This window comes from Curtobacterium sp. VKM Ac-1393 (assembly GCF_015350995.1).
Classification (GTDB): Bacteria; Actinomycetota; Actinomycetes; order Actinomycetales; family Microbacteriaceae; genus Curtobacterium.
Genome location: NZ_JADKRW010000004.1, coordinates 211,835 through 238,775, shown reverse-complemented (window position 1 = coordinate 238,775; position 26,941 = coordinate 211,835). Strand labels below are relative to the sequence as shown.

Annotated in this window: 28 protein-coding genes; 22 read left to right on the top strand and 6 right to left on the bottom strand. The window is 70.2% G+C overall.

Annotated features, from left to right (window positions below; all coding sequences use genetic code 11):
* Window positions 1-9: 9 nt before the first annotated feature.
* A complete protein-coding gene (locus ITJ59_RS10605) occupies window positions 10-840 on the bottom strand; it encodes an ABC transporter permease (RefSeq protein ID WP_194651081.1) in 831 nt (276 codons plus the stop codon).
* Window positions 837-1,826: an ATP-binding cassette domain-containing protein gene (locus ITJ59_RS10600; RefSeq protein ID WP_194651080.1), complete on the bottom strand. Its 990-nt coding sequence runs from the start codon at window positions 1,824-1,826 to the stop codon at window positions 837-839. Before ITJ59_RS10600 ends, ITJ59_RS10605 begins: the two co-directional genes overlap by 4 nt.
* A 151-nt stretch (window positions 1,827-1,977) precedes the next feature.
* Between ITJ59_RS10600 and truA the strand changes: the two genes are divergently transcribed.
* The 9 genes from truA (at window position 1,978) to glmM (ending at window position 11,161) form a co-directional block, all read left to right on the top strand.
* Entirely contained in the window at window positions 1,978-2,865 is an 888-nt protein-coding gene (gene truA, locus ITJ59_RS10595) for a tRNA pseudouridine(38-40) synthase TruA (protein ID WP_194651079.1), read from the top strand.
* 272 nt (window positions 2,866-3,137) lie between these two features.
* Window positions 3,138-3,404, top strand: coding sequence for a hypothetical protein (locus ITJ59_RS10590; protein ID WP_194651078.1), 267 nt, complete (start codon window positions 3,138-3,140; stop codon window positions 3,402-3,404).
* A 60-nt stretch (window positions 3,405-3,464) separates the two neighbouring features.
* On the top strand, window positions 3,465-4,322 hold the full coding sequence (locus ITJ59_RS10585) for an ABC transporter ATP-binding protein (RefSeq protein WP_194651077.1): 858 nt from the start codon (window positions 3,465-3,467) through the stop codon (window positions 4,320-4,322).
* On the top strand, window positions 4,319-5,029 hold the full coding sequence (locus ITJ59_RS10580; RefSeq protein WP_194651076.1) for a hypothetical protein: 711 nt from the start codon (window positions 4,319-4,321) through the stop codon (window positions 5,027-5,029). Before ITJ59_RS10585 ends, ITJ59_RS10580 begins: the two co-directional genes overlap by 4 nt.
* Before the next feature lies 1 nt (window position 5,030).
* Window positions 5,031-5,279 carry a hypothetical protein gene (locus ITJ59_RS10575; RefSeq protein ID WP_194651075.1) on the top strand — a complete coding sequence of 83 codons (249 nt, stop codon included), beginning with the start codon at window positions 5,031-5,033 and terminating at the stop codon, window positions 5,277-5,279.
* A 91-nt stretch (window positions 5,280-5,370) separates the two neighbouring features.
* On the top strand, window positions 5,371-8,466 hold the full coding sequence (locus tag ITJ59_RS10570) for an ExeM/NucH family extracellular endonuclease (protein ID WP_194651074.1): 3,096 nt from the start codon (window positions 5,371-5,373) through the stop codon (window positions 8,464-8,466).
* 329 nt (window positions 8,467-8,795) lie between these two features.
* Entirely contained in the window at window positions 8,796-9,242 is a 447-nt protein-coding gene (gene rplM, locus ITJ59_RS10565; RefSeq protein ID WP_071259898.1) for a 50S ribosomal protein L13, read from the top strand.
* A gap of 37 nt (window positions 9,243-9,279) precedes the next feature.
* Window positions 9,280-9,765 carry a 30S ribosomal protein S9 gene (gene rpsI, locus ITJ59_RS10560; RefSeq protein WP_111083442.1) on the top strand — a complete coding sequence of 162 codons (486 nt, stop codon included), beginning with the start codon at window positions 9,280-9,282 and terminating at the stop codon, window positions 9,763-9,765.
* A 22-nt stretch (window positions 9,766-9,787) separates the two neighbouring features.
* Entirely contained in the window at window positions 9,788-11,161 is a 1,374-nt protein-coding gene (gene glmM, locus ITJ59_RS10555) for a phosphoglucosamine mutase (protein WP_194651073.1), read from the top strand.
* Between the two features lie 118 nt (window positions 11,162-11,279).
* On the opposite strand, the gene coaA is transcribed toward glmM, so the two are convergent.
* Window positions 11,280-12,224, bottom strand: a complete 945-nt coding sequence (gene coaA / locus ITJ59_RS10550) for a type I pantothenate kinase (protein WP_194651072.1) — start codon at window positions 12,222-12,224, stop codon at window positions 11,280-11,282.
* Between the two features lie 119 nt (window positions 12,225-12,343).
* Window positions 12,344-12,829 carry a glutathione peroxidase gene (locus tag ITJ59_RS10545; protein ID WP_194651071.1) on the bottom strand — a complete coding sequence of 162 codons (486 nt, stop codon included), beginning with the start codon at window positions 12,827-12,829 and terminating at the stop codon, window positions 12,344-12,346.
* A 70-nt stretch (window positions 12,830-12,899) separates the two neighbouring features.
* Here ITJ59_RS10545 and glmS point away from each other — a divergent pair, with 70 nt between their 5' ends.
* The 11 genes from glmS (at window position 12,900) to ITJ59_RS19620 (ending at window position 22,673) form a co-directional block, all read left to right on the top strand.
* On the top strand, window positions 12,900-14,747 hold the full coding sequence (glmS, locus tag ITJ59_RS10540) for a glutamine--fructose-6-phosphate transaminase (isomerizing) (protein WP_194651070.1): 1,848 nt from the start codon (window positions 12,900-12,902) through the stop codon (window positions 14,745-14,747).
* A gap of 7 nt (window positions 14,748-14,754) precedes the next feature.
* Complete coding sequence (locus tag ITJ59_RS10535; protein ID WP_194651069.1) at window positions 14,755-15,129, top strand: holo-ACP synthase; 375 nt, start codon at window positions 14,755-14,757, stop codon at window positions 15,127-15,129.
* Entirely contained in the window at window positions 15,126-16,229 is a 1,104-nt protein-coding gene (alr, locus tag ITJ59_RS10530) for an alanine racemase (RefSeq protein WP_194651068.1), read from the top strand. The genes ITJ59_RS10535 and alr (ITJ59_RS10530) overlap by 4 nt, the downstream gene beginning before the upstream one ends.
* Window positions 16,226-17,392 carry an alanine racemase gene (gene alr / locus ITJ59_RS10525; RefSeq protein ID WP_194651067.1) on the top strand — a complete coding sequence of 389 codons (1,167 nt, stop codon included), beginning with the start codon at window positions 16,226-16,228 and terminating at the stop codon, window positions 17,390-17,392. The genes alr (ITJ59_RS10530) and alr (ITJ59_RS10525) overlap by 4 nt, the downstream gene beginning before the upstream one ends.
* Window positions 17,389-17,904, top strand: coding sequence for a tRNA (adenosine(37)-N6)-threonylcarbamoyltransferase complex ATPase subunit type 1 TsaE (tsaE, locus tag ITJ59_RS10520; protein WP_323749474.1), 516 nt, complete (start codon window positions 17,389-17,391; stop codon window positions 17,902-17,904). Before alr (ITJ59_RS10525) ends, tsaE begins: the two co-directional genes overlap by 4 nt.
* Window positions 17,883-18,356, top strand: a complete 474-nt coding sequence (locus ITJ59_RS10515) for a GNAT family N-acetyltransferase (RefSeq protein WP_323749473.1) — start codon at window positions 17,883-17,885, stop codon at window positions 18,354-18,356. The genes tsaE and ITJ59_RS10515 overlap by 22 nt, the downstream gene beginning before the upstream one ends.
* A gap of 109 nt (window positions 18,357-18,465) precedes the next feature.
* On the top strand, window positions 18,466-19,632 hold the full coding sequence (locus tag ITJ59_RS10510; RefSeq protein WP_194651066.1) for a Fic family protein: 1,167 nt from the start codon (window positions 18,466-18,468) through the stop codon (window positions 19,630-19,632).
* A 31-nt stretch (window positions 19,633-19,663) separates the two neighbouring features.
* Window positions 19,664-20,299, top strand: coding sequence for a tRNA (adenosine(37)-N6)-threonylcarbamoyltransferase complex dimerization subunit type 1 TsaB (tsaB, locus tag ITJ59_RS10505; protein WP_194651065.1), 636 nt, complete (start codon window positions 19,664-19,666; stop codon window positions 20,297-20,299).
* On the top strand, window positions 20,296-20,847 hold the full coding sequence (gene rimI, locus ITJ59_RS10500) for a ribosomal protein S18-alanine N-acetyltransferase (RefSeq protein WP_194651064.1): 552 nt from the start codon (window positions 20,296-20,298) through the stop codon (window positions 20,845-20,847). Before tsaB ends, rimI begins: the two co-directional genes overlap by 4 nt.
* Window positions 20,834-21,889, top strand: coding sequence for a tRNA (adenosine(37)-N6)-threonylcarbamoyltransferase complex transferase subunit TsaD (gene tsaD, locus ITJ59_RS10495; protein WP_194651063.1), 1,056 nt, complete (start codon window positions 20,834-20,836; stop codon window positions 21,887-21,889). Before rimI ends, tsaD begins: the two co-directional genes overlap by 14 nt.
* A 136-nt stretch (window positions 21,890-22,025) precedes the next feature.
* On the top strand, window positions 22,026-22,673 hold the full coding sequence (locus ITJ59_RS19620) for a DUF4190 domain-containing protein (RefSeq protein ID WP_194651062.1): 648 nt from the start codon (window positions 22,026-22,028) through the stop codon (window positions 22,671-22,673).
* Here the strand turns inward: ITJ59_RS19620 and ITJ59_RS10485 are convergent.
* Window positions 22,666-23,856: a THUMP-like domain-containing protein gene (locus ITJ59_RS10485; RefSeq protein ID WP_194651061.1), complete on the bottom strand. Its 1,191-nt coding sequence runs from the start codon at window positions 23,854-23,856 to the stop codon at window positions 22,666-22,668. The genes ITJ59_RS19620 and ITJ59_RS10485 overlap by 8 nt on opposite strands.
* A gap of 160 nt (window positions 23,857-24,016) precedes the next feature.
* On the opposite strand from ITJ59_RS10485, the gene groES reads away from it, so the two are divergent.
* Together groES and rarD are read left to right on the top strand one after the other, a co-directional pair.
* Window positions 24,017-24,313 (top strand): co-chaperone GroES, encoded by a 297-nt coding sequence (gene groES, locus ITJ59_RS10480; protein ID WP_110893972.1) that lies wholly within the window; start codon window positions 24,017-24,019, stop codon window positions 24,311-24,313.
* A 152-nt stretch (window positions 24,314-24,465) separates the two neighbouring features.
* The gene (gene rarD, locus ITJ59_RS10475; RefSeq protein WP_194651060.1) at window positions 24,466-25,428 is read left to right on the top strand and encodes an EamA family transporter RarD; all 963 of its coding nucleotides are present in this window, start codon (window positions 24,466-24,468) and stop codon (window positions 25,426-25,428) included.
* 124 nt (window positions 25,429-25,552) lie between these two features.
* Here the strand turns inward: rarD and ITJ59_RS10470 are convergent, their stop codons facing one another.
* A complete protein-coding gene (locus tag ITJ59_RS10470; RefSeq protein WP_194651059.1) occupies window positions 25,553-26,884 on the bottom strand; it encodes an ABC transporter substrate-binding protein in 1,332 nt (443 codons plus the stop codon).
* Window positions 26,885-26,941 lie beyond the last annotated feature (57 nt).

Below are 26,941 nucleotides of genomic sequence, written 5' to 3'. Positions count from 1 at the left end.
CGAGACCTGTCAGGCCTTCCGCATGTACGCACGGACGGTGAGCGGTGCGAAGACCGCGACGACCACCGCCGCGCCGAGCAGGCTGAGCCACAGGTCGACGCCCACGGTGCCCTGGTTCACGAGGTCGCGGACCGCCGTGATCAGGTGCGAGATGGGGTTGACCTCGGAGAACCAGCGCAACCAGTCCGGCAGGGTGTCCGCCGGCACGAAGGCGTTCGACAGGAACGTGAGCGGGAACAGCACCAGGTTCGAGATGCCGGAGACGCTCGACGCGGTGCGGGCGACGACACCGAAGTAGGCGAAGATCCAGCTGATCGCCCAGGCGACCACGATGACCAGCAGTCCGGCCAGGACGACCGCACCGACGCCACCAGCCGGGCGCAGGCCCATGATGATGCCGACCGTGAAGGTGATCGTCGTGGCGATCGCGTACCGGACCGTGTCGGCCAGCAGCGCACCAGCGAGCGGGGCGATGCGGGCGATGGGCAGGGACTTGAAGCGGTCGAACACGCCCTTGTCCATGTCCTCGCGCAGCTGCACCCCCGTGACGATCGACGACGTGATGTTCGTCTGCACGAGGATGCCGGGGATGATGATCGGCAGGTAGCTCGCGACGTCGCCGGCGATCGCGCCACCGAAGATGTACGTGAACATCACGGTGAAGACGATCGGCATCAGGGTGACGTCGAACAGCTGCTCCGGGGTGCGCCGGACCTTGATCAGGCCGCGGTACGCCATCGTGAGCGACTGGCGGACGGTGGCGCCGAGCCCGGTCGCGCCGACACCGGGGCGTGGGGTGACCCGGGGGGCCGAGGTGCCCGTGGTGGTGATGGTGGTCATGCGATGCTCCCTTCGAGCTCGGGTTCCGAAGCGGACCCGGCGGTCGCAGGTGCGCCCGTGATGGTCAGGAAGACCTCGTCGAGCGTGGGCTTCTGCACGCTCATCTCGGCGAGGGTGATGCCGGCCTCGCGGAACGACACCAGCAGGTCGGTCACGCGGTCGGGGTCCGACATCGGCGCGGTGAGGCGCGACCCCTCGGGGCTGGCCACCGCGTCGACACCGAGGGTGTTCCGCACGATCGCACGGGCGGCGTCGAGCCGGAGGGCGTCGGTCAGTCGCAGCTGCAGCGAGGAGCTGCCGATCGACGCCTTCAGCTCGTCGCTCGTGCCCTCGGCGACCACCTTGCCGTGGTCGATCACCGCGATGCGGTCGGCGAGCTGGTCCGCCTCGTCCAGGTACTGCGTCGTCAGCAGCACCGTCGAGCCCGTCGCCACGAGCTCGCGGATCGTGTCCCACATCTGCGCACGGGTCCGGGGATCGAGGCCCGTGGTCGGCTCGTCGAGGAAGATCAGCGGCGGCTGGGCGATGAGGCTCGCCGCCAGGTCCAACCGGCGACGCATCCCGCCCGAGAAGTTCTTGAGCGGGCGCGACGCGGCCTCGGTCAGCCCGAAGCGCTCGAGCAACTCGACCGCCTTCCGCTTCGAGTCCGCGCGGGACAGCCCGAGCAGGCGCGCGAAGACCACCAGGTTCTCGGTCGCGCTGAGCGTCTCGTCGACGCTGGCGTACTGCCCGGTCACCCCGATCAGGGTGCGGACCGTCTGCGCCTCGCGCCGGACGTCGTGCCCGAAGATCCGGGCCTCGCCGCCGTCCGCCTTGAGCAGGGTCGCGAGCATGGAGATGGTGGTGGTCTTGCCGGCGCCGTTGGGGCCGAGCACGCCGTAGACCGTGCCGGCCTCCACACGGAGGTCCACACCGTCCACTGCGCGGTTCGTCCCGAAGGTCTTCACGAGGCCGGTGGCCTCGACCGCGAGCGGTGTCGTGTTCATCGAAGGGTCCTTTCGTCGATGTCGAGGACGATGGTGCCGCGGACCGCTCACACGGCACTGACGTGGCGCTGACATCGGTGGACAGCGCGCGTCAGCCAGGTGCTGTGCAGGACGGACGGGAGGCGCGGTGCGGCCCCGGTACGGTGGTCGCGTGGACGAGACGGCGGGGCTGCAGGGCGGCGGCGAGGCTGCCGGGATCCGGCTGCGGCTGGACATCGCGTACGACGGGGCCGCGTTCTCCGGGTGGGCCCGTCAGCCCGGTCTGCGGACCGTGCAGGGTGCGCTCGAAGCCGCCCTCGCCACCGTCTTCACCCGGTGGGGCACCGCACCACTGCTCACCGTCGCCGGACGCACCGACGCCGGCGTGCACGCGACCGGACAGGTCGCCCACCTCGACCTGACCGCCGAACAGTGGGACGCGCTCAGCGCCAAACGCGGCTCGGGGCGGTCGCCGCTGGACGGCCTGGTGAAACGCGTCAACGGGATCGCGGCGCCCGAGGGGGACGTCGTCGTCACCGGGGCCTCGGTCGCGCCGGACGGGTTCGACGCCCGGTTCTCCCCGCTCTGGCGACGGTACGAGTACCGGATCGCGGACGCCGAGGCACCGCGCGATCCACGTCGACGCGGGCACACGGTCTGGCACGGGGCGAGCCTGGACCCGGCGGCGATGGAGCGCGGTGCGCTGACGCTGTTGGGGCTGCACGACTTCGCGACGTTCTGCAAGCCGCGCGAGGGCGCGACGACCATCCGGACGTTGCAGGAGTTCCGCTGGGACCGCGAGCCGGACGGCGTGCTGGTGGCGCGCCTCCAGGCCGATGCCTTCTGCCACTCCATGGTGCGCGCGATGGTGGGGGCGACCATCGCCGTCGGCGAGGGGCGGTTCGGGCCGGAACGGCTCGAAGAGCTCCGCGTCGCCGAGACGCGGACGAGCGCGTTCAAGACGGCGCCGGCGAAGGGGCTGACGCTGACCGAGGTGGGGTACCCGGCGGACGAGGAGCTCGCGGGGCGGGCGGAGCAGACGCGGGCGCGGCGGGGGTGAGCACCTCTCTTCGCCTCCGTTACAGAAACGAGATCCGTTTTGTTCTGAAACTCTGAAATATGAACGGTCAGCATGCCAGGATCGGTGTCGGCGAAGAAGCCGCAACGATTGGGGTAGACATGAACCGGATTCGTACCGTCGGGGTGATCGGGGCAGTCGTCACCGGCGCCATGCTGAGCACAGTGGGCGCAACCGCCGCGACGGCAGCACCCGCGTCGACGATCTCAGTGTCGGCCCACGCTCTCGAGCGTGGCGTTCCGATGTCGGTCCCGATGAAGTCGAGCCCTGTGCCGAGCTCACCCGCTCCGCAGGGGGAGATCTCGACGGACCGGGTGCCGATCGGGACGATCGTCAACTGGATCAAGAACAACGCGTCGTCGATCGTCACGGGCATGAAGAACGCGGTCCGGAGCGGTGTCAACGCTTTCAAGAACTGGTGGAACGGCTTGGCGGGATGGATCCGCACCGGGATCACGGCCGTCGGGAACCTGAGCGTGACCGAGCTCTTCAGCGCGCTCTGGAACTACTTCTTCGGTTGATCGATGACGGCTGCGGGGAGCGGCGAGACGCTCCCCGCAGCCTTGTTCGAGAGGAGCACCATGCTTGAGATGGTCGACGTTCGCCTGCGCGGACGTGGTCGACCGCGCCTGGACGGGGTGAGCATCCGTTTCGACCCAGGCGTGGTGTACGGCCTGATCGGTCCGAACGGGGCCGGGAAATCGTCGTTGATGTCAGTTCTCGCGCGCCTGGTCCCAGCCTCGTCGGGAAGGTTGTCGTCACCTCCAACCCTCGTCGGTGCCGTCCTGTCGGAGAACGGACTCCACCCTGGGCGGACCGTCCTCGAGACCATTCGCCTCCGCGGCTCTTACGCGCGGGTGGGAGCGGAAGCCGCTGACGAAGCGCTCCGCCGAGCGGGCTTGGAGTCCGTTGCCCGCCGGAGGGTCGGCGCGCTGTCCCTCGGCATGCGTATGCGCTTGGCGATCGCTGCAGCGACCATCGGCGAGCCCGGCCTCGTGATCCTCGACGAACCGATGAACGGTCTCGATCCGAACGGGATCTCGTGGGTCAGGTCGGTCATCGCAGACATGCGGAGCCGAGGCGTGATCGTCGTGGTTTCCAGCCACCTCTTGAGTGAACTGGCTCAGTTCATCGACGTCGCGGTGATCATCAGTGCCGGAACGATCACATGCATCGAGCCGATGCGCCGCAGAGGACAGACCGGCTGCCTCATTCGAGTGAACGATCCGGCCGCGTTGATCGACGTGTTGGGTCGGCGGGGACACGGCGGCAGGATCCGCGGTGGATGGGTGAGCGTCGACGCGCCCGCGCCGGAGGTCGTTCGTGAAGCGGTCAGGAATTCACTCGACGTCCTGGGCGTCGAGGAAGGTGGGACCGACCTCGAGGACCTCTACGCGACCACATCAACGGGAGAGTACTTGGCAGGGGAGGCGCGATGATCTCGTTCGTCCAGAGCTCGCACCTGGAATTCCGCAAACGCACCGACACGCGGGGTGCCATCGCTGCGTACGCGCTGTTGTGTGCCGTGGTCATCGCGTGCGGCGTGCTCAGCGTCTCGGTGGTGAAGTCGGCTCCGTCCTTCGGCGCCGGCGAAGTGCTCGTGATCGTCGGCCTCCCAGCGGCGCTCGCATCGTCGATCGTCGGGGTCGTGTTCGGCGTGGGCGACGGTCGGGTCGGCGGGGAACGCGATGGAATCCTCACCGGCCTGTCGCGCGACGCCCTCTACCTCGCGCGCGGATGTGCATGTGTTGCGATGGTTGCTGTTCTGGTCATCGCGAGCGCAGCTGTAGCCCTGGTCTCGGTCGGGGTGGCCTGCGCGCTCGGCGGTGAGTTGACGTCTGAGACTTTTCTTGCGCAACTCGGAGAAGTCGCTGCGCTCGCCCTCTCTTCGGCAGCCCTCGGCTTCGGCATCGGTGCATCACTCCGAAGCCTCGCGCTCGCCCTCGTGAGTGTCCTCTTGATCATCCTCGTCGTCGACACGGCGCTGGCGCTCGCCGGTCCATGGTCGGACTTCATCCGGTTCAGCACGGTTCAAGCCGGGGTGACTGGCAGCGCTCCCTTCTTGCCTTCTTCGACGTCTGGGCTTCTGTGGATCGGTGTCCCTCTGATCGCAGGCTGGTGCCGCACGCGGTCCGCGGAGGTGTGACGTGGCAGACACGAGAACGCCCCGTCGAGCGCAATCGGTCAGCACAGCGACTGTTGTCGTCGTTGCGACCCTCGGCCTGTTCGTCGTCGGGGTCGACGGCCAGGCACCGCTGACCCGTCTCATCGCTGCCGGGATCGCCGTCCTCGCCGGTGCACTCTCGCTCCGGCTCACGCGCAATCGGAGCGGCCTGTCGGGCTGGTACGCGATCACCGTTGCTGTGGTGCTCTTCCGGCTGGTGGGTGGGGCGTGACTGAGACTGAACGCCCGCTCCCGATGTTGCCGAGAGCAATCATTCACCTGCGCGAAACCTGAGGGACTCCGCAGGTCGGTAGCGTGCGGGCATGGCCAACTCCCTCGGGCGCACTCTGCTGTGCGCCACGGCTGCTGCGACGCTCCTCGCGGCCCCGCTCGTCACCGTCACCGCAGCCACCGCGAACCCCGAGGGGACCGGCCTCGTCATCGAGGAGGCCTACCTGAAGGCGGGCAGCAACGGCGCGTTCTACAACCAGAAGTTCATCGAGATCGGCAACCCGACCGACGCCGCGGTGTCGCTCGACGGCTGGTCGCTGCAGTACCGTGCCGCGACGAGCGCCGGTCCCTTCTCGACGAGCGCGCTGGAGGGGACCGTCCCGGCGAAGGGCACCTTCCTGGTGTCGATGGCGGGCAACGGCGGAGCCACCGCGGCCGGTGCGGACCTGCCGACGGCGGACGACACCGCGTCGCTGAACCCCTCGGGCACCACGGGCACGCTCGTGCTGTCGGACGCCGTCGCACCGCTGGCGCTCGCCGCGGGTCCGGTGACGACCGGCACCACGGGCGTCGTCGACCTGCTCGGCTACGGCGCCTCGAACACGTACGAGGGCACGGTGCGCACCGTCGAGGGTGCGAACGCCGTGCCGAACGGACTGGTCCGCCAGGGCACCACCGACACTGACGACAACGGCACGGACTTCTCGGTGACGACGACCCTGACCCCGCGGAACGCCGCTGGTGAGACGGCCGCACCGACGCAGCCCACCGACCCCACCGACCCGACGGAACCGACGGAGCCCGGAGCGCCCGCCGAGGCCGTGACCATCGCGCAGCTGCAGGGCACCACGGACACCTCGCCGTACGCCGGCAAGACCGTCACCACCGACGGCGTCGTCACGGCGGTCTACGCCACTGGCGGCTTCAACGGCTACACGATCCAGACCCCGGGGACCGGCGGCACGATCGACTTCGGCACCCACACCGCGTCCGACGCCGTGTTCGTCTTCTCGTCTGCGACCGCCGGCATGGTGGCCGAGGGCGACCACGTGCGGGTCACCGGCGGCGTCTCCGAGTACTTCGGCCTGACCGAGCTCACCGTGTCGAACACGGCGTCGTTCGAGAAGCTCACCGACACCGTCGTCGCCCCGCAGCCCGCCGCGGTCGCGTTCCCGTCGTCGGACGCGCAGCGCGAGTCGCTCGAGAGCATGCTCATCGCGCCGCAGGGCTCGTACACGGTGGCCGACAACTACACGACGAACCAGTACGGCGAGGTCGTGCTCGCCAGCGGCGCCGGCCGCCTCGTCCAGCCGACCGAGGTCGGGCGTCCGGGTTCCCCCGAGGCGCTGGCCGTCGCGGCGTCGAACGCCGCGCGGAAGGTCACGTTGGACGACGGCGCCAGCACCAACTTCCTGACGAAGGCGAACCAGGGCATCCCGGTGTCGTGGCTCACCCAGGGCCCGGTCACCGTCGGTGCGACCGCCACGTTCGAGGAGCCGGTCGTCCTCGACTACCGCAACAGCGGGTGGAAGTTCCAGCCGACCGCCCCGATCACCGGTGCGACCCCGGCGGCCGACCTGCCCGCGTCGTTCTCGAACGTGCGGCAGGCGAAGCCGCAGGACGTCGGTGGCGACCTGAAGCTCGCCGGGTTCAACGTGCTGAACTACTTCCCGACCACGGGCGACCAGCTCACCGGCTGCTCGTACTACACCGACCGCGAGGGCGACCCCGTGACGGTGAACTCCGGCTGTGACGCCCGCGGTGCTGCTGAGCAGGAGGACTTCCTGCGCCAGCAGGTCAAGATCGTCAAGGCGATCAACGGCCTCGGCGCCGACGTCGTCTCGCTCGAGGAGATCGAGAACTCGGCCCGCTTCGGCCAGGACCGCGACGCCGCGGTCGCCACGCTCGTCGAGGCGCTCAACGCAGCCACCGGCGAGGACACCTGGGCCTACGCGAAGTCGCCCGCGACCGTGCCGGCGAGCGAGGACGTCATCCGCCTCGCGCTCATCTACAAGAAGGACCGGGTCGAACCCGTCGGCGACTCGACGATCCTGCTCGACGCCGCCTTCACCAACGCCCGTCAGCCCGTCGCGGACGCGTTCCGTCCGGTCGGTGGCACCGCGGACGACGACTTCCTGGTGATCGCGAACCACTTCAAGTCGAAGGGGTCCGGCACCGGTGAGAACGCCGACCAGGGTGACGGCCAGGGCGCCTCGAACGCCGACCGGGTGCGGCAGGCGAAGGCCCTCGTGACGTTCTCCACCGACATGCAGGAGCAGTACGGCACCGACAAGGTGTTCATGCTCGGCGACTTCAACGCCTACAGCAAGGAGGACCCGGTGGTCGTCCTCGACGACGCCGGGTACACCGACCTCGGCCCGGCGCTCGACGCCACCGAGTTCTCGTACGTGTTCTCCGGGCTGAGCGGGTCGCTCGACCACGTGTTCGCGTCGCCGGCCGCTGCGAAGACGGTCACGGGCGTGGACATCTGGAACATCAACTCGGTCGAGTCGGTGGGTCTGGAGTACAGCCGCTACAACTACAACGCGTCGGACCTGTACAGCGACGACGTGTTCCGGGCGAGCGACCACGACCCGATCCTGGTCGGCTTCGACCTGGACGCCGCGGGCACGGACCCCGGGACGGACCCGGGCACCGACCCGACGCCGGTGCCGACCCCGACGCCAGTGCCGACCCCGACCCCGACGCCGGTGCCGACCCCGACGCCCGTGCCGCCGGTCGACGGGATCACCCCGCCGGCTGGCCCGGTGGCGCCGCCTTCGTCGCTGCTGACCGAAGCGAACCGCGGCGGGGTGTCCGCTCCGGCGACGGCCCGCGCGGGAGAGACGATCACGGTGACGGTCGGCACGGAGTCCGCCGGTGACACGGTGGACGTGTGGCTGTTCTCGACCCCGTCGCTGATCGGGACCGCGGTCGTCGCGGCCGACGGCACGGTGCGGGTGACGATCCCGGCGGACACGGTCGTCGGGGAGCACCGGCTCGCGGTGACGGCCACGGACGGCAGTCTCATCGGCTGGACCCCGATCACGATCACCGCTGACGGCCAGCTCGCGTTCACGGGTGCTTCCGGGCTCGGCGCCGGAGCACTGGTCGCGTTCCTGCTGCTCGCGGCGGGTGCCGGCGTGCTGATCGTCCGCCGCCGCCGCACGGCTGCGGCTGCGGAGTAGTCCCCAGGCCCCACGGGGCGCCGAGTGAGCAGAAGACGTCGGGTTCGCACTGCGGGACCCGACGTCTTCTGCTCACCCCGTGGGGTGGGCGCGACCCCGGGGCGGACGGGAGGCCCGTGGCCAGGCCGCCACGGGCCTCCCGTCCGGAGGCGCCCGCGTTTGACCGACGCGACCCGAGTCCGCTAGGCTCTCACCTTGGTCTGTGCGCCACGTGCGCCGGACAGTCAGATGAGCCCTCCACACGGGCGTTCCGCCGGCTTCTGCCGCGGGGAACCCCGACCGGAGTGGGATTCACGGACTCCTCACCTCGACACGAAAGCAGCACTCCTGTGACTCGCACGTTCTCACCGAAGCCGGCAGACGTCCAGCACGACTGGATCGTCATCGACGCGACCGACGTCGTCCTCGGCCGTCTCGCCACCCACGCCGCGGCGCTCCTGCGCGGCAAGCACAAGGCCACCTTCGCCCAGCACATGGACATGGGTGACTACGTCATCATCGTGAACGCCGACAAGGTCGCCCTGACCGGTTCGAAGCTCGCGAAGAAGGTCTACTACCGCCACTCGGGCTACCCGGGCGGCCTCACGGCGACCTCCTACCCGGAGATGCTCGAGAAGCACCCCACCCGCGCCGTCGAGAAGGCGATCCGCGGCATGCTGCCGAAGAACACCCTCGGTCGCGAGCAGCTCAAGAAGCTGAAGGTCTACGCCGGCGCGGAGCACCCGCACTCCGCGCAGCAGCCCAAGGCGTACATCTTCGACCAGGTCGCACAGTAGTTCCGGCCACGACGACTTCAAGGACATAGAGAAACTCATGGCTCAGATCGCTGATTCCCTCGACCAGACCCCGGAGAGCTTCACCACGGAGAGCGCACCCGCCGCTGCCGAGGCCGCTCCCCGTCAGATCCTCAACGTCTCCGGCGGTGCCGTCGGGCGCCGCAAGGAGGCCATCGCGCGCGTTCGCCTCGTTCCGGGCTCCGGCACGTTCGTCGTGAACGGTCGCTCGCTCGAGGACTACTTCCCGAACAAGCTGCACCAGCAGCTCATCAACGACCCGTTCAAGGTCCTCGAGCTCCTCGGCTCGTACGACGTCGTCGCACGCATCACCGGTGGCGGCCCCTCGGGCCAGGCCGGCGCGCTCCGCCTCGCCATCGCCCGCACCCTGAACGAGATCGACCGCGAGAACAACCGCGCGACCCTCAAGAAGGCCGGCTTCCTCACCCGTGACGCCCGCGTCATCGAGCGCAAGAAGGCCGGTCTCAAGAAGGCCCGCAAGGCTTCGCAGTTCTCGAAGCGCTAGTCGTCACCGGCTGAAGATCGCAATGCCGCGTCTGTTCGGTACCGACGGGGTTCGTGGTCTCGCCAACGGCGAGCTGACGGCCGCGCTCGCACTGGGTCTTGCCCAGGCGAGCGCGGCCGTCCTCACACACGGACACCACGCCGACGCCCGCCGGGCGTCCGGCCGACCGCGCCCGCGCGCGGTCCTGGCGCGCGATCCGCGCGTCTCCGGCGAGTTCCTCGGCGCAGCTGTCGCCGCCGGGCTCGCCTCCGCCGGCGTCGACGTGCTCGACGCCGGGGTCATCCCCACCCCTGCAGCTGCGTTCCTCGTCGCGGACATCGACGCCGACTTCGGCGTGATGATCTCCGCGTCGCACAACCCTGCCCCGGACAACGGGATCAAGTTCTTCGCCACGGGTGGTCGCAAACTGCCGGACGAGGTCGAGGACCGCATCGAAGCGGCCATGCACGACCACTCCGCGCCGACCCCCACCGGCATCGACGTCGGGCGGATCTCGCGGTTCGCCGACGCCGAGGACCGCTACGTCGTCCACCTGCTCGGCACGCTGCCGCACCGACTCGACGGCATCCACGTCGTCCTCGACTGCGCCAACGGTGCTGCCGCAGGCGTCTCGCCCGAGGTGTTCGTGAACGCCGGCGCCAGGGTGACCCTGATCGGCGCCGACCCGGACGGCTGGAACATCAACGACGGGGTCGGCTCGACCCACATCGACAACCTGTCCCGCGCCGTCCTGGCCGCCGGGGCCGACGTCGGCATCGCGCACGACGGCGACGCCGACCGCTGCCTGGCGGTGGACGCCGCGGGCAACGCCATCGACGGCGACCAGATCATGGCGATCCTGGCGCTGTCGCTGCAGGAACGTGGCCGCCTGAAGGACGACACCCTCGTCGCGACGGTCATGTCGAACCTCGGGCTGAAGCGCGCCATGGCCGACGCGGGCATCACCGTGATCGAGGCCGGTGTGGGTGACCGCTACGTGCTCGAGAAGATGACCGAGGGTGACTACTCCATCGGCGGCGAGCAGTCCGGCCACATCATCTTCAACGAGTACGCCACCACGGGTGACGGCATCCTGACGGGGTTGCACCTGGTCGCCGAGATGGCACGCACGGGCAAGTCGCTGCAGGAGCTCGCATCGTGCATGACGGTGTTCCCGCAGGTGCTGCTCAACGTCCGTGGGGTCGATCGCCACGGGCTGGCCGACCAGGGTGTGCAGGATGCCGTCGCCGCGGCATCGGCTGCGCTCGGTGACACCGGTCGTGTGCTGCTCCGTCCGTCGGGCACCGAGCCCGTCGTGCGCGTCATGGTCGAGGCCGCCTCGCAGGACGACGCCCAGCGCATCGCCGAGGAGCTCGCCGCGGTCGTGCAGGAGCGCTTGGCGCTCGACGCCGCGTAGGGGTCGCCGATCGCACGTGGCACAACCAAAGTGCGTTCGAACCATGCAGATGCGCGGTTCGAACGCACTTTGGTTGTGCGGGGCGAATCCGAACCAGCCGCGCAGGCTCCGGCCCGGCTCAGATCTTGCGGAGCAGGACCGAGTTCACCTTGTGGTTCGCGCCCTTCTTGAGCACCAGGGTCGCGCGGGACCGGGTCGGCAGCACGTTCTCGAGCAGGTTCGGCTCGTTGATCGCCCGCCACACCTGGGTCGCCGTCTCGACCGCGTCCTCGCGTGAGAGCGACGCGAACCGGTGGAAGAACGAGTCCGGGCTCGAGAACGCCTCTTCCTGCAGCGCGAGGAAGCGGTCGACGTACCAGGATTCGATGTCCTTGGTCTTCGCGTCGACGTAGATCGTGAAGTCGAACAGGTCGGACAGCGCGAGCCGCCCGTGCACCGGCGGAGCGAGCACGTTCAGCCCCTCGACGATGAGCACGTCCGGCTGCCGCACGACGATCTCGGCGTCCGGCACGATGTCGTAGACCAGGTGCGAGTAGTACGGCGCGCGGACCTCGGCGGCCCCGCTCTTCACCTGGCTGACGAAGCGCAGCAGGGAACGACGGTCGTACGACTCCGGGAAGCCCTTGCGGTCCATGATCCCGCGACGCTCGAGCTCGGCGTTCGGGTACAGGAAGCCGTCGGTGGTGACCAGTTCGACCCGAGGGGTGTCCGGCCAGCGCTCCGTCAGCTCGCGGAGCAGACGGGCGACCGTCGACTTGCCGACCGCGACGGAGCCCGCGACGCCGATGACGAACGGCGTGCGCCCGGCCCGGTCACCGAGGAACCGGCTCGTCTCGGCGTGCAGGTTCCGAGCACCGGCGGCGTACAGCGTCAGCAGCCGCGACAGCGGGAGGTAGACCTCCTGCACCTCCTGCATGTCCAACCGGTCACCGAGTCCGCGCAGCTGCACGATCTCGGTCTCGGTGAGCGACAGGTGCTCCTTCGGTGCGAGCTGCGACCACTCGTGTCGCGGGATCTCCACGAACGGGGTCGGGTGCGCGACGGCGGTCTCCGGGATCGGCATGGGGACGAGCGTATTCGGACTGGAGGCCCGTGGTGCGTGACGCGCGCTGCGGACGACGGGCGGGCCTCCTGTCCGTCACTCGCGCTGCGCGCGCCCGCGCTGGCGCGCGACGAACCCGCTCAGGCGGGCAGGGCGGCCTCGATGGCCGCGATCACCTCGGGGGCGTCCGGCTTCGTGGTCGGACGGAAACGTGACACCGTGCCGTCGGGCGCGACCAGGAACTTCTCGAAGTTCCAGCTGACCCGACCGGCCTTGCCGTCGGCGTCGGGGGTCTCCTTGAGCGCCTGGTAGAGCGGGTGGGCGCTCTTGCCGTTGACCTTGACCTTCTCGGACATCGGGAACGTGACGCCCCAGGTGGTGGAGCAGTACTCGTCGATGGCCTCGGAGGAGCCGAGCTCCTGCAGGAACTGGTTGCTCGGGAACCCGAGCACCGTGAAGCCGCGCGGGCCGTACTCCTTCTGGAGGGCCTCGAGCTGCTCGTACTGCGGTGCGAGACCGCACCGCGACGCGACGTTCACGACCAGCACCGCCTTGTCCGCGAACGAGCCGAAGGTGGTGTCCTCGCCGTGCAGCGTGGTGATGGCGATGTCGTCGAAGCGTCCCATGGTCGAAACGTTATCCCCAGCCCTGCCGCTTCGCAGGGTCCGCGCTCAGGCAGACCGTAGGATCGCTTCCATGTGTGGAATCGTCGGCTACGTCGGCAGCAACAGCAGCCAGGACGTCCTCCTCGGTGGCCTCCGTCGCCTCGAGTACCGCGGCTACGACTCGGCAGGCATCGCCGTGGTCGACCCTGCCGGAGACCTCGTCTCCGCCAAGAAGGCCGGCAAGCTCCAGGCCCTGGTCGACGAGCTCGAGTCGTCGCCCATCCCGGACGGCACCACCGGCATCGGGCACACCCGCTGGGCGACCCACGGCGGCCCGACCGACGGCAACGCGCACCCGCACCTGGCCGACGGCGACAAGCTCGCCCTCATCCACAACGGCATCATCGAGAACTTCTCCGAGCTGCGCGCCGAGCTGCAGGCCGAGGGCATCGAGTTCCGCAGCGAGACCGACTCCGAGGTCGCCGCGCACCTGGTCGGCCGGGCGTTCCGCGAGACCGGTGACCTGACCGCCGCCATGCAGCAGGCCGTGCAGCGGCTCGACGGGGCGTTCACGCTCCTCGTCGTGCACGCCGACCAGCCCGGCGTCGTCGTCGGTGCCCGTCGCAACTCCCCGCTCGTGGTCGGGCTCGGCGACGGCGAGAACTTCATGGGCTCGGACGTCGCCGCGTTCGTCGCCTACACGCAGCGCGCGCTCGCGATCGGGCAGGACGAGATCGCGACGATCCGCCCCGACCGGGTCGACGTCATCCACTTCGACGGCACCCCCGCTGAGCCGAGCGAGTTCGAGGTGAACTGGGACGCCTCCGCCGCCGACAAGGGCGGGTGGTCCTCGTTCATGGCGAAGGAGATCAGCGAGGAACCCGAGGCCGTCGCGAAGACGATCCTCGGCCGCGTGCACGACGGCGCCGTCACCCTGACCGACCTCGACCCGATCGCCGAGCGGCTCGCGACCGTCGACCGCGTCATCGTGATCGCCTGCGGCACCGCTGCCTACGCCGGCATCCTCGGCAAGTACGCCATCGAGCAGTGGGCACGCATCCCGGTCGAGGTCGAACTCGCCCACGAGTTCCGCTACCGCGACCCGGTGCTGAACGACCGCACCCTCGTCGTCTCGATCAGCCAGTCCGGCGAGACCATGGACACGCTGATGGCCGTCAAGTACGCCCGCGAGCAGGGCGCGCAGGTGCTGTCCATCTGCAACACCCAGGGTGCGACGATCCCGCGCGAGTCCGACGCCGTGATCTACACGCACGCCGGACCCGAGGTCGCCGTCGCGTCGACGAAGGCCTTCATCGCCCAGGGCGTCGCGCTGTACCTGCTGGGACTGCACCTGGCCACCCTGCGCGGCACCATGACGGCGGAGCAGATCGCCGAGCAGGTCGCCGAGCTCGAGGGCCTGGCCCCGAAGCTGCAGCAGACCATCGACGACGCCGCCGGCATCAAGGACCTGGCCCGCTGGATGGCGGACACCCGCAGCGTGTTGTTCCTCGGCCGCCACGTCGGGTACCCGATCGCGCTCGAGGGTGCGCTCAAGCTCAAGGAGCTCGCGTACATCCACGCCGAGGGCTTCGCCGCCGGTGAGCTCAAGCACGGCCCGATCGCGCTCATCGAGCCCGGCCAGATCGTCTTCGTGATCGTGCCGTCCCCGCGTGACCCGCGGTCGCTGCACCCGAAGGTCGTCTCGAACATCCAGGAGATCCGCGCCCGCGGTGCCCGGGTGATCGCCATCGCCGAAGAAGGCGACGCCGCCGTGCTGCCCTTCGCGGACGAGGTCCTGCGCATCCCGCTCGCGACCCCGCTGTTCGAGCCGCTCCTCGCCGTCGCACCGCTGCACATGTTCGGCATGGAGCTCGCTGCGGCGAAGGGTCTCGACGTGGACCAGCCGCGCAACCTCGCGAAGTCGGTCACCGTCGAGTAGTCGCACGATGATCATCGGCATCGGGGTCGACGTGGTGGACCTGGAACGGTTCGAGCGGGTGCTGTCGCGCACGCCGGCCATGCGGACGCGGTTGTTCACACCGTCCGAGCAGGTCCGTGACGGCGAACCCCGTCCGGTCGCCTCGCTCGCGGCGCGGTTCGCCGCGAAAGAGGCGCTGATCAAGGCGTTCGGGTCGAGCGCCGGCCTCAGCTGGCAGGACCTCGAGGTCGTGTCGGACGACCAGCGCAACCCGTCGCTGACACTGCACCAGCAGGCGCGGCAGGTGGCCGATGCGCGTGGCGTGACGAGCGTGCACCTGTCGCTCTCGCATGATGGAGGGATCGCGACCGCGTTCGTGGTCCTGGAGGGAACAACGAAGTGAGTGCGTTCACCGGCATCACGGTCGATCGTGAGGCGCTGATCGAGAACTACGCGACGATCGCCGAGCAGGTGGCTCCGTCCGGCGTCATCGCGGTGGTCAAGGCGAACGCCTACGGCCACGGTGCCCTCGACGCCGCACGCGCGTTCGTCGACGCCGGTGCCGACTGGCTCGGCGTCGCGGACATCGACGAAGCCGTCGCGCTCCGGCAGGGCGGCATCGACGAGGGCGTCCGGATCCTCGCGTGGCTGCACGCCCCCGACGAGGACTTCCGTCGCGCAGCGCAGTACGACATCACCCCGGCGGTGTCGAGCGTCGAGCAGCTGTCCGCCGCCGCCGACTCCGAGGTCCGCGCCGTGCACCTCTGCGTCGACACCGGCCTGAGCCGCAACGGCGCGGTCGAGTCCGAGTGGGCCGAGCTCTTCGCGACCGCCGGGTCACTGGCCCGGGGCGGCAACCGCACGCGCGTCGAGGGCCTGATGTCGCACCTGTCGAACGCGTCGCGCACCGACGACCTCGACCAGGACGCCGCACTGCAGCGGGCGCTCGACGGACTCGCTGCCAACGGCATCGCGCCCGAGATCGTGCACCTCGCCGCGAGTGCCGCGAGCATCGCCGTTCCCGAGACGCGCCGCGACCTGTCCCGCGTCGGTCTGGCCCTGTACGGCCTGAGCCCGTTCGCCGACCGCACCTCGGCCGACCTCGGACTCCGCCCCGCCATGCGCGTCACAGCCGCGGTGCTGCGGACCGTCGTCGTCCGCGCCGGCGAGGGCGTGTCCTACGGCTACACGTGGCGGGCCTCGACGGACACCCGCCTCGCCGTCATCGGTCTCGGGTACGCCGACGGCTTCGACCGCGACTTCGGCAACCGGGTCTCGGTCCGCATCGGCGACCGCACGTTCCCCGTGGTCGGCCGCGTCGCGATGAACGCGATGCACGTCGACATCGGCGACGCCGACGTGAGCGTCGGTGACGAGGCCGTGCTCTGGGGCGACCCGGCGAACGGCGACCCCGCGGTCGAGGACTGGGCCGCCGCGATCGGCACCATCAACTACGAGGTGGTCGCCCGGGTCGGCCACAGCGTGCACCGGAGGACGACGTGAGCTCCGCACCCCTGCGCCAGGCACGGATCGACCTGGACGCCTACCGCGCGAACCTCGACCTGGTCCGCGAGTGGATGGACCCCGTCGCGGTGATGGCGATCATGAAGGCCGACGCCTACGGCCACGGTCTCGAGCCGATCGCGCTCGCCGCAGTGGACGCCGGCATCCGGTGGATCGGCGTCCTGACGGTCCCCGCGGCCCTGCGCCTGCGGTCGATCGGTGTCGGCGAGGACGTCCACCTGTTCACCTGGCAGCACGATCCCGCACTCGACTTCCGCGACGCCATCGACTCCGCGGTGGACCTCGGTGTCTCGAACACCGCCGAGCTGCAGCGCATCATCGACGCAGTCGACCAGCGTCCGGCCCGCGTGCACCTCGGGTTCGACTCGGGGCTGCACCGCGACGGTGCGACGCCGTCCGACTGGCCCGCGCTCGTGTCGCTCGCGATCGACGCCCAGCGCGCCGGCCGGATCGAGGTCGTCGCGGCGTACACGCACCTGGCGGAGTCCTCGGACCAGGACGACGCCGACGCCGTGGCGCTGTTCGATGTCGCCGTGGAGCAGGCCGACGACCTCGGGCTCGACGTCCCGATGGAGCACGTCGCCGCCTCGCTCGCGGGTCTGGAGCGCAAGGAGTTCCGCAAGGACATGGTCCGGATGGGTGCGAACCTGTTCGGCATCCCCGGCGCCGACGGTGTCTCGGCGGCCGACCTCGGCCTCGAGCCCGTGATGACCCTGACCGCCTCGGTCGCGAAGACGAAGCGCGTCCCCGTCGACACCGGTGTCTCGTACGACTACACGTACCGCACCGCCTCGGAGACCACCCTGGCGCTCGTGCCGGTCGGGTACGCGGACGGTGTCCCCCGTCTGGCACAGGGCCACATCGAGGTCGCGATCGGCGGGAGGCGCTACCCGATCGCGGGCCGTGTCGCCATGGACCAGTTCCTGGTGGACGTCGGCGACGACGACGTGCAGACCGGCGACACCGTGACGTTGTTCGGCACCGGCGAGCACGACGAGATGACCGTGCTCGACTGGGGTCGGTCGCTCGGCACCATCGGCGAGGAGATCGTCTGCCGCATCGGCCCCCGCGTGCCACGGTTCTACGAGGGTCACGACATCGAAGGACGCGTCGGGGAGTACCTGCGGGGCGACCGGTCGTGACCGGCTCGGCGCGCGTCCTGCTCGACCTCGCCGTCGACGGCACCGAGTCGATGGGGGAGCTCGGGGCACGGTTGGCCGCGGTCCTGCGCGCCGGTGACCTCGTCGTGCTCACCGGGCCGCTCGGCGCCGGCAAGACGACGCTGACACGCGGCCTCGGTGCTGCCCTCGGCGCGCGTGGCCAGGTGTCGAGCCCGACCTTCGTCCTCGCCCGGACGCACCCCACGACCGCGGGCCCGGACCTGGTGCACGTCGACGCCTACCGGCTGTCCGACCCCGTGGAACTCGACGACCTCGACCTCGACTGGGACGCGGCGATCGTCGTCGTCGAGTGGGGGCGCGGCATGGTCGACGGCATCAGCGACAGCGTGCTCGACGTCGAGATCGTCCGCGCGACGGGGGCCGATGCCGGGTCCGACGCTGCCGAGGACACAGACCCGGACGACGTGCCCGACGAGCCCCGCCGTGTCGTGGTCACCGCGACCGGCCCGCGGTGGGCGGGCGTTTCGCTCTGACCCTGCGGCCCGTCAGCCCTGACGACGTCGAACCGCTCCGCGCGTTCCTCGTCGAAGCCGATCTGACCCTGGCCGGACTGGACGCTCCGACCGTGCGGCTCTGGATCGACCGTGACCACGAGGGCCGCGTGATCGGCAGCACCGGGTACGAGGCGAGCGGCAACGGCGAGCACGTCCTCATCCGGAGTGTGGCCGTGGCACCGCACGATCGTGGTTCCGGAGCTGGCACACGGCTGGCGCGGTTCGCGATCGATCAGGCGATCGCGGCCGGCGCGCGGCGCGCCTGGCTGTTCTCTCGCCGGTCGGGCCCGTTCTGGCAGACGCTCGGTTTCGCACCGGCTGAGCGCGACGCACTCGCAGCGGCGCTCGCCGACACGCACCAGGTGCGCCTGTTCCGAGAGACCGGGCAGCTCGCCGCCGAGGTCGGCTGGTCGCGTGCACTCGCAGAGTGACGTGCGGGGAACGACCGCAGCGATGTGCCACTGCGGTGCCCGTCGTGTGAGTCTTTGGAAGTTCCGCTGGAACTTATAACCCAACGGGCACTTTGCTTATGATGACAGGATGCGCCGAGAAGACTTCCGATCAGAACGCTTCGGCTCGCTGACCACCCGTCCGTTGTCGGAGTGGCCACATGCCTACTTCCTCCCCGCGCCGTTGCCGCGGGAGCTCGTCCTCGAGCCGGTGACGAACGCCGCAGTGTCCCGCGCGGACATCGCGATCGGTCGGCTCGCGGGGCTCGGGCAGCTCGTCCAGGAACCAGAACTCCTGCTCGGCCCGTCCATGGCGCAGGAGGCGCTGGCGAGCTCGCGCATCGAGGGAACCCAGGCGTCACTGAGCGATGTGCTCAGCGTCGAGAACGACGACGAGATCCTCGACGAGGATCTCCGCGAGGTGGACAACTACCTCCGGGCCGCCCGCGAGGGAGTGGCGCTCCTCGCAGATCTCCCCATCACCCAACGTTTCATCTGTTCGCTCCACGAGACCCTGATGCGGGAGGTCCGTGGAGACGAGAAGTCGCCCGGTGAGCTTCGTCGCTCACCAGTGTGGATCGGATCTCCGAACGCCCGACCGGAGACTGCACGGTTCATCCCGCCGCACCAGGACCACCTTCCGGAGAACCTCGACGACTGGGAGCGTTTCGTCAACGCACCACTGGAGTCGATGTCGGTCACGGTGAAGTGCGCCCTGATGCACTACCAGTTCGAGACCATCCACCCGTTCCTCGACGGCAACGGCCGGATCGGGCGCCTCCTGATCGGGTTCTCGCTGATCGCAGACGGAATCCTGCCGGCGCCCATCCTCCACATCTCCGGCTACTTCGAGCGGCACCGCACGGAGTACTACGAGCGTCTGCAGGCCGTTCGAGAGCGGGGCGAGGTGAACGAATGGGTCCAGTTCTTCGCCGAGGCCGTCACGGTTCGCGCCAACGACAGCGCGGAACGGATCCGGAAGCTGGTCGAGATCCGTGAGCGGTACCGGCTCGCCGCCCGTACTGAGCGATCCGCCCTCCCCGGACTCGTCGACGTCATCTTCAAGAACCCCGTCCTCACGGTTGCGTCGGTCCGGAGAGCGCTCGGCGTGTCACAGCCGACGGCATCCGCGTTGCTCCGTCGGGCTGAGGAATACGGTTGGGTACGGTCACTCGGGCGAGCGGGCAGAGGCGGTCGCGAGCGCTGGCGTGCCGACGAGATCTGGAACGCGGTCGCTGGCAGCCTCGACGAGGACTGACCCCTCGCCCCGCCCCGCCTACGATGGACGGGTGCTCCTCGCCATCGACACCTCCGCCGGAACCTCCGTGGCCGTCGTCGACCCGGCCACCGGCACGCCCCTCGCGACCCGCGACACCGAGGACAGCCGCCGGCACGCCGAGGTGATCGGCCCGTTCCTGGCCGAGGTGCTCGCCGAGGCCGGCATCACCGGCGCCGACGTCACGGGCGTCGTCGCCGGCATGGGCCCCGGCCCGTTCACCGGCCTGCGCGTCGGCATCGCCGCCGCGCGCACCTTCGCCGCCGCGGTCGGCGTCCCCGTACTGCCGCTGGTCAGCCATGACGCGGTCGCGGCCGACGAGCGCGACAGCCGACGAGTCGGACCGTTCGTCGTCCTGACGGACGCCCGCCGGCGCGAGGTCTACTGGAGCGCGTACGACCAGACCGGCACGCGCGTTGCAGGTCCGGGTCTCGCCAGGCCGGCCGATCTCGACGACGCGATCCGTGCCTCCCGGCCCGAAGCCGTGGGCTGGGACCGCGTGACGGCCCTGTCCATCCCTGCCTGGAGGCTCGGATCACTCGCCGCAGGCCGGCTCGCGTCCGGCGCGGGGTTCGACCAGGACACCCCCCTGTACCTGCGGGAACCCGACGTCACGGTGCCGGGTGCGCCGAAACGGGTGAAGCAGTGACCCTGCCGGACGGTCTCCGCCTGCGGCGGGCGCACCCGCAGGACCTCGACGACATCATGTGGCTCGAGCACGTCTCGTTCCCGACGGACGCCTGGTCGGCCTCGCAGATGTCCGGTGAGCTGTACTCGCCGCACGGGTACTACATCGTCATCGAGACCGTCGACGACACCACGGTGCCACTCGTCGTCGGGTACGCCGGGCTGTCCTCGCTGGCGGGCAACCCGGTCGCCGACGTGCAGACCATCGCCGTCGCCGCCGACCAGCGCGGCAAGGGACTGGGACGTGTGCTGTTCTCCGAGCTCCTCGACGAGGCCCGTCGTCGCGGCGTGCACGAGGTGTTCCTCGAGGTCCGTGCCGACAACCCCGTCGCGCAGGCGATGTACGCGGCGTTCGGGTTCGAGCGCATCGCGACCCGGCCGCGGTACTACCAGCCGGACGGCGTCGACGCGTGGGTGATGCGGGCGGAGCTGCCGGACGCGGCCGATCCGGTGCAGCCGACGTCGGCCGTCGGCCCGATCGGACAGGAGGCGCTCGATGAGCGTGGCTGAACCACTGGTGCTCGGCATCGAGACGAGCTGCGACGAGACGGGCGTCGGGATCGTGCGGGGCCGCACCCTGCTCGCGAACGTCATCGCGTCGAGCATGGACGAGCACGCCCGGTACGGCGGTGTCGTGCCCGAGGTCGCAGCACGAGCGCACCTCGAGGCGATGACCCCGACGCTGCACGAGGCGCTCGAACGGGCCGGGGTCACCCTCGACGAACTCGACGCCGTCGCGGTCACCGCCGGGCCCGGTCTGGCGGGGGCGCTCATGGTCGGGGTGGGAGCCGCGAAGGCGCTCGCCGTGGCCACCGGCAAGCCCCTGTACGGCGTGAACCACCTGGTCGGGCACGTCGGCGCCGACGTCCTGCGCTCCGACGGCAGCGACATCGAACTGCCGACGGTCGCGCTGCTGGTGTCCGGTGGGCACACCTCGCTGCTGCTCGTGAAGGACCTGGTCGGCGACGTCGAACTGCTCGGCGAGACGATCGACGACGCCGCGGGCGAGGCCTTCGACAAGGTCGCACGACTGCTCGGGCTGCCGTACCCCGGCGGGCCCCAGATCGACCGCGCCGCAGCCGAGGGCGACCCGAAGGCGATCCGGTTCCCCCGCGGCCTGACGCTGCCGAAGGACCTGGCCGCGCACCGGTACGACTTCTCGTTCTCGGGGTTGAAGACCGCCGTCGCACGCTGGGTCGAGCGCTGCCGAGACGAGGGACGCGAGGTGCCCGTGGCCGACGTCGCCGCGAGCTTCCGCGAGGCCGTCGTCGACGTCCTGCTGACCAAGGCCCTGAACGCGTGCCGCGACACCGGCGTCGACCGGCTGCTGCTCGGTGGTGGCGTGGTCGCGAACGCCCGGCTGCGGCAGGTCGCCGAGGAACGCTGCGCCGCCGCCGGGGTGCAGCTGCGGATCCCGCCGTTCGACCTGTGCACGGACAACGGCGCCATGATCGCGGCCGTCGGCGCGCGCCTGGTCGCCGAGGGGCACGCGCCGAGTGACCTGGGGATCGCGGCCGACTCGACGCTGCCGGTCACGACCGTCCAGGTCTGAACCGTCGGGGCCCGAATCATCCGGGCCCGAACCGTCCGTGCCCCGGACCGGCCTGGCCCCGACCCGGTCGGCGGTCGGGCGGCTGTGGGAGGATTCAGAGGGCGTCGGAGAGACCGGGCGCCGAGAGGGGTGGACGGTGTCCGATCAGAACGAGTGGCCGAAGCCGGGCGAGACGACGCCGGGTGGGACGACGGGCGGCACCACGGGCGGACAGCCCGAGGCGACACCGGCGCCGGAGAACCCGTACGCGGCGCCGCAGCAGCCGAACCCCTACGGGCAGCCGCAGCAGCCGCCGTACGGCCAGCAGAACCCGTACGCCGCTCCGCAGCAGCAGCAGCAGCCGCAGAACCAGTACGGCCAGCAGAACCCGTACGGCCAGCAGCAGCCGGGCCAGAACCCGTACGGCCAGCAGCCGCAGCAGCAGCAGCCCTACGCGCCCGCCGGTGCCTACGGTCCGACCGGGTACCAGCCCTACGCGCAGCGCCCGAAGACGAACACCCTGGCGATCCTTTCGATCGTGTTCGGCCTCGCCGCGATCCCGATGTGGTTCATCGCGATCCTGCTCGGCCCGGCCGGCGCGATCCTCGGCCACGTCGCACTCGGCAAGATCAAGCAGAACGGTGAGGCCGGTCGCGGGCTCGCCCTGACCGGCATCATCGCCGGCTGGGTGATGGCCGGCATCTGGCTGATCTGGGTCGTGTTCGTCTTCATCATCGCGGTGGCCGGGCACACCGGCTACTCCGACTACGGCTACGACTCGGGGACCGGCGCGTTCCTCAGCTGAGCCGTTCGCACAGGATCGCGGTGTGCCGGCCCTCGAGCCGGGTGAGCACCAGCGTGACACGACCGGTCCCGCGCAGACGAAGCCGCTTGCGGAACTGTGCGGGATCGACGTCCACACCGCGCTTCTTGATCTCGACGGTGCCGATGCCGTCCGCGGCGAGCCGTGCTGCCAGTCGCTTGACGTCGAGCGGCATGGTGTCCAGCACCCGGAAGCCCTGGGCGAAGGGTGTGGTCGCGGCGCGGTCGGACGTCACGTAGGCGATGCCGTCGGACAGCATGTGGCCGTCGAGCTCGCGTGCCAGGTCCCCGATGAGCCGAGCGCGGATCACGGCGCCGTCCGGCTCGTACAGGTAGGCGCCGAGCGGCCCGACCTCGGCGTCCTCGGCGTCCGCGGGGCCGGTCATCTCGGCGAGTCCGTGCGCACCGATCACCGTCGCCGCTCGGCGGACCCCCGGTCGGGCGAGGGGTCCGAACCACAGTGCGAGTTCGACGACCTCGCGGTCGACGGACGTCCACTGCGCCTCGGCGGTGTCGGGGATCAGGTCGCGGTCGATCCCAGGGCCGAGCTTCACGCCGGTCGGGGTGTGCGTGGCGGCCGCGAACACGGTGTCGAGTGAGGGCGACCAGTCGTCCGGGTCGGCCAGGCGGCGGGTGTCGGAGTGGCCGCTCGTCCGGCGGGCCGGGTCCATCCACACGCCGTCCACCGAGCCGAGGTCGAAGGTCGCTGCGTCACCGAGTTCGACCCGCGCGTTCGGCCACAGCGCCAGGTTGTGAGTCGCGACCGCCGCGGTCACCTCGTCGCGGTCGACCGCGGTGACGTCGAGGTCGAGCGCGGCCATCGCCATCGCGTCGCCGCCGATGCCGCACCCGAGGTCGGCGACGCGGGTCAACCCGGCACCGGCGAAGCGCCCGGCGTGCTGCGCGGCGACCTGCAGGCGCGTGGCCTGCTCGAGCCCGGCCTCGGTGAAGAGCATGCGTCCCGCGAAGTCGCCGAACTTGCCACGCGCCTTGAGCCGGAGCTTCGCCTGGGTCAGCACGGCGGCGACCAGTCGGGGATCGTGTCCCTCGGCGCGCAGCCGTGACACCACGCGGACGATCTCGCCGCCGTCCGAGACGCCGGGGGTACGGTCGAGCAGGGCCATCCCGTCGGGGGTCAGCAGTGCGGCGAGTTCGGCGGCTTCCATGCCCCGATCCTCCCAGGTGCTGGGTGTTCTCCCGACGTGCTGGCACTCGGATTGACCGAGTGCCAATGGCCCCCTAGAGTTGGCGTTGGCACTCTCCTCTGCGTAGTGCCAACCCGGTTTTCATCTGTACCGAGTCCGTACCGAGAAAGAAGAGGTCACCGTGGCCGTCAGCATCAAGCCGCTCGAGGATCGCATCGTCATCCGCCAGGTCGAGGCAGAGCAGACCACCGCATCTGGTCTGGTCATCCCCGACACCGCGAAGGAGAAGCCCCAGGAGGGCGAGGTCGTCGCCGTGGGCCCCGGTCGCATCGACGACAACGGCAACCGCGTCCCGCTGGACGTGGCCGTGGGTGACAAGGTCATCTACTCCAAGTACGGCGGAACCGAGGTCAAGTACTCGGGCGAGGACCTGCTGGTCCTGTCGGCCCGCGACGTCCTCGCGGTCGTCGTCAACTGAGTCCAGTACTCCACGCGAACGCCCCGTTCGGCCTGTCGGCCGGCGGGGCGTTCGTGCGTCCGGGCTCGGTTCGTCCAGGTTCCGTGCGTTCGGGGCGACCGGGAGGCCCGTGGCGCGCCCGGCCCGTCGGTGGCCGTTCCTAGGATGGTTCCGTGAGTGAAACGAGTCCCGCGCGACCTGTCCGCAGCGAGGCATCCGTCGGCGTGGTGCAGGCCATCGTGGCGTACGGGCTCTGGGGCCTCATGCCGCTGCTCTTCGCCGCGATGGCCCCCGCCGGTGCGTTCGAGATCGTCGCGTGGCGCATCGTCTTCGGGCTGGTGTTCTGCGCCGTCGCGATCGCCGTCACCCGGTCGTGGCTCCGCACCCGGACCCTGATGGCGCAGCGCCGGGTGATGGCCGTGATGGGGCTGGCCGCGGTCCTCATCCTGGTGAACTGGACCGTGTACGTCCTGGCGACGACGACCGGCCACACCGTCGAGGCCGCGCTCGGGTACTTCATCAACCCGCTCGTGACGATCGCGCTCGGTGTCGTCGTGCTCCGTGAGCGCCTGCGACCGGCGCAGTGGGCCGCGGTCGGCATCAGCGTCGTGGCGGTCGTCGTGATCGCCGTCGGCTACGGCCAGGTGCCGTGGATCTCGCTGGTGCTGGCGTGCTCGTTCGGGCTGTACGGCCTGGTGAAGAAGCGTGTCGGCGGCACCGTCGACGCGCTGAGCGGTCTGACCATCGAGACGGTGTGGCTCCTGCCGATCGCGGTCGTGGCGCTGATCGTGCTCGGCGCGACGGGCCTCGGCGGTGGCGTGACGTTCACGAGCGAGGGTTGGGTGCACGTCCTCGTGACGGTGCTCACCGGTCCGGCGACGGCGGTCCCGCTGCTGCTCTTCGCGTCCTCTGCCCGTCGGGTGAGCCTGTCGACGCTCGGCCTGACCCAGTACCTGGCACCGGTGATGCAGCTGCTCGTCGGCGTGGTGGTGCAGCACGAGGCGATGCCGCCCGCGCGGTGGTTCGGCTTCGGCATCGTCTGGCTGGCGCTCGTGGTGCTGACGGCTGACTCGTTCGCGGCCGCGCGGGCGTCCCGCCGCCGAACGCTCGCGCCTGCGCCGGCCGAACCCGCCTGACGAGCGCACCCCGGGCCTCCCGTCCGCCCGTCCCAATCGCCCACCGACCCCCGTACGCGAAAGCGACAGTTCCCCGTGGATGATCCGCGGGGAACTGTCGCTTTCGTGAGGTGGAGCCGGAGCCCTACTTCTTGACTGCGCCCTGGATGGCGCTCTGGTAGACGGGCTTGTTGTCGCCGTCGAACTTGTAGATGCCGATGTAGGCACTCGACGGGTCGTTGTTGTCGTCGAACGGACCGATGCCGGACGGGCCGGTGTAGTGGATGTCCTTGCCGTCGTCGAGGAGCGCGACGCACTCCTTGAACGTGGCGCACTCGGTGCCGCCGTCCGCCCCGGAGACCGCGGCCATGTTCGCCTGGATCGTGCCCGAGTCGGTGCCCTTGCCCTTCACCGCAGCCAGGGCGGCGAGGACGGTGGCGTCGTACGACTCCGCCGCGTACGAGTAGTCGGCGAGCGTCTTGCCCGACGAGTCCTTGTAGAAGGCGGACAGCTGCTTCTTGAAGTCGTCCTTCGGCGAGGCACCGGGGATGGTGCCCTGGGCGCCGTCGAGCGTGCCCTTGTCGAAGTCCTTCGAGTAGTCAGCCGTGTTGCCGTCCGACATGTAGATCTTCGCCGTGTTCCCCTGCGAGACGAGCTCGGGGATGATCGACTTCGTCTCGTCGAACGCCAGGACGACGATCGCGTCCGGCTTGGCTGCGAGTGCCGCCGTCACCTCGGACGAGAACGTGGTCTGTCCGGGCGGGAACTCCTGGCCCTCGCCCTTGCCGCCGTAGACGACCTGGCCGCCGGAGGCCTCGACTGCGGACTGCACCGAGTTGCGGAGGCCTGTGCCGTACGTGTCGTTGAAGACGAGGAACGCGACCTTGGCGTTGCCGTCACCGGTCACGAGCTGACCGAGCGCCGAACCCTGCACCGAGTCCGGCGGAGCGGTCCGGTAGTAGTACGACGAGTAGCCGGACAGGTCGCTCGCGGTGTTCGCGGGCGAGATCTCGACGATGCAGTTGCTGGTGAGCTGGTCGATGACGTTGAGCGTGACCGAGGAGGACTCGGCGCCGATCGCGACCGGGACCTTCGCGTTCACGAGCTTCGTCGCCGCCGAGCTCGACACGGTCATGTCGTTGCTGTCACCGGAGTCGGTGGCGGGGTCGATCGTGACGTCCTTGTCCAGCACGCCACCGGCCGCGTTGATGTCCTTGACGGCGAGGCCGACACCGGACTCGGCCGGCGGGTTGAGGTACGCGAGCGACCCGGTCAGCGGCAGGATCGTGCCGATCTTCAGTGCGTCGGTGCTGGGGGTGTCCGGCGCCTTGCAGCTGGCGGCGGGGTCCTTCTTCGCACCGCTCGACGCCGAGCTCGAAGGGGAGTCGCCACTGCTGGTGGTGGAACACGCGGCGAGCAGGACGGCTACTGCGCCTGCCAACGCCAATGCCGTGGTGGCACGGGTGGTTCTGATCATCCGTGGAGCCCTTTCTCTGCGCGGAGGCCGTGCCGCTTCGGGTCGAACGCGGCGCCT

Coding starts and splice junctions, on each gene's coding strand:
- ITJ59_RS10485 (WP_194651061.1), bottom strand. CDS start 23,856: ATGGAAGCCGCCGAACTCGCCGCACTGCTGACCCCCGACGGGATGGCC.
- ITJ59_RS10570 (WP_194651074.1), top strand. CDS start 5,371: ATGGCCAACTCCCTCGGGCGCACTCTGCTGTGCGCCACGGCTGCTGCG.
- ITJ59_RS10580 (WP_194651076.1), top strand. CDS start 4,319: ATGATCTCGTTCGTCCAGAGCTCGCACCTGGAATTCCGCAAACGCACC.
- glmM (WP_194651073.1), top strand. CDS start 9,788: ATGCCGCGTCTGTTCGGTACCGACGGGGTTCGTGGTCTCGCCAACGGC.
- ITJ59_RS10545 (WP_194651071.1), bottom strand. CDS start 12,829: ATGGGACGCTTCGACGACATCGCCATCACCACGCTGCACGGCGAGGAC.
- ITJ59_RS10535 (WP_194651069.1), top strand. CDS start 14,755: ATGATCATCGGCATCGGGGTCGACGTGGTGGACCTGGAACGGTTCGAG.
- ITJ59_RS10590 (WP_194651078.1), top strand. CDS start 3,138: ATGAAGTCGAGCCCTGTGCCGAGCTCACCCGCTCCGCAGGGGGAGATC.
- coaA (WP_194651072.1), bottom strand. CDS start 12,224: ATGCCGATCCCGGAGACCGCCGTCGCGCACCCGACCCCGTTCGTGGAG.
- ITJ59_RS10600 (WP_194651080.1), bottom strand. CDS start 1,826: ATGAACACGACACCGCTCGCGGTCGAGGCCACCGGCCTCGTGAAGACC.
- tsaD (WP_194651063.1), top strand. CDS start 20,834: ATGAGCGTGGCTGAACCACTGGTGCTCGGCATCGAGACGAGCTGCGAC.
- ITJ59_RS10605 (WP_194651081.1), bottom strand. CDS start 840: ATGACCACCATCACCACCACGGGCACCTCGGCCCCCCGGGTCACCCCA.
- ITJ59_RS10510 (WP_194651066.1), top strand. CDS start 18,466: ATGCGCCGAGAAGACTTCCGATCAGAACGCTTCGGCTCGCTGACCACC.
- glmS (WP_194651070.1), top strand. CDS start 12,900: ATGTGTGGAATCGTCGGCTACGTCGGCAGCAACAGCAGCCAGGACGTC.
- ITJ59_RS10585 (WP_194651077.1), top strand. CDS start 3,465: ATGCTTGAGATGGTCGACGTTCGCCTGCGCGGACGTGGTCGACCGCGC.
- ITJ59_RS10470 (WP_194651059.1), bottom strand. CDS start 26,884: ATGATCAGAACCACCCGTGCCACCACGGCATTGGCGTTGGCAGGCGCA.
- rpsI (WP_111083442.1), top strand. CDS start 9,280: ATGGCTCAGATCGCTGATTCCCTCGACCAGACCCCGGAGAGCTTCACC.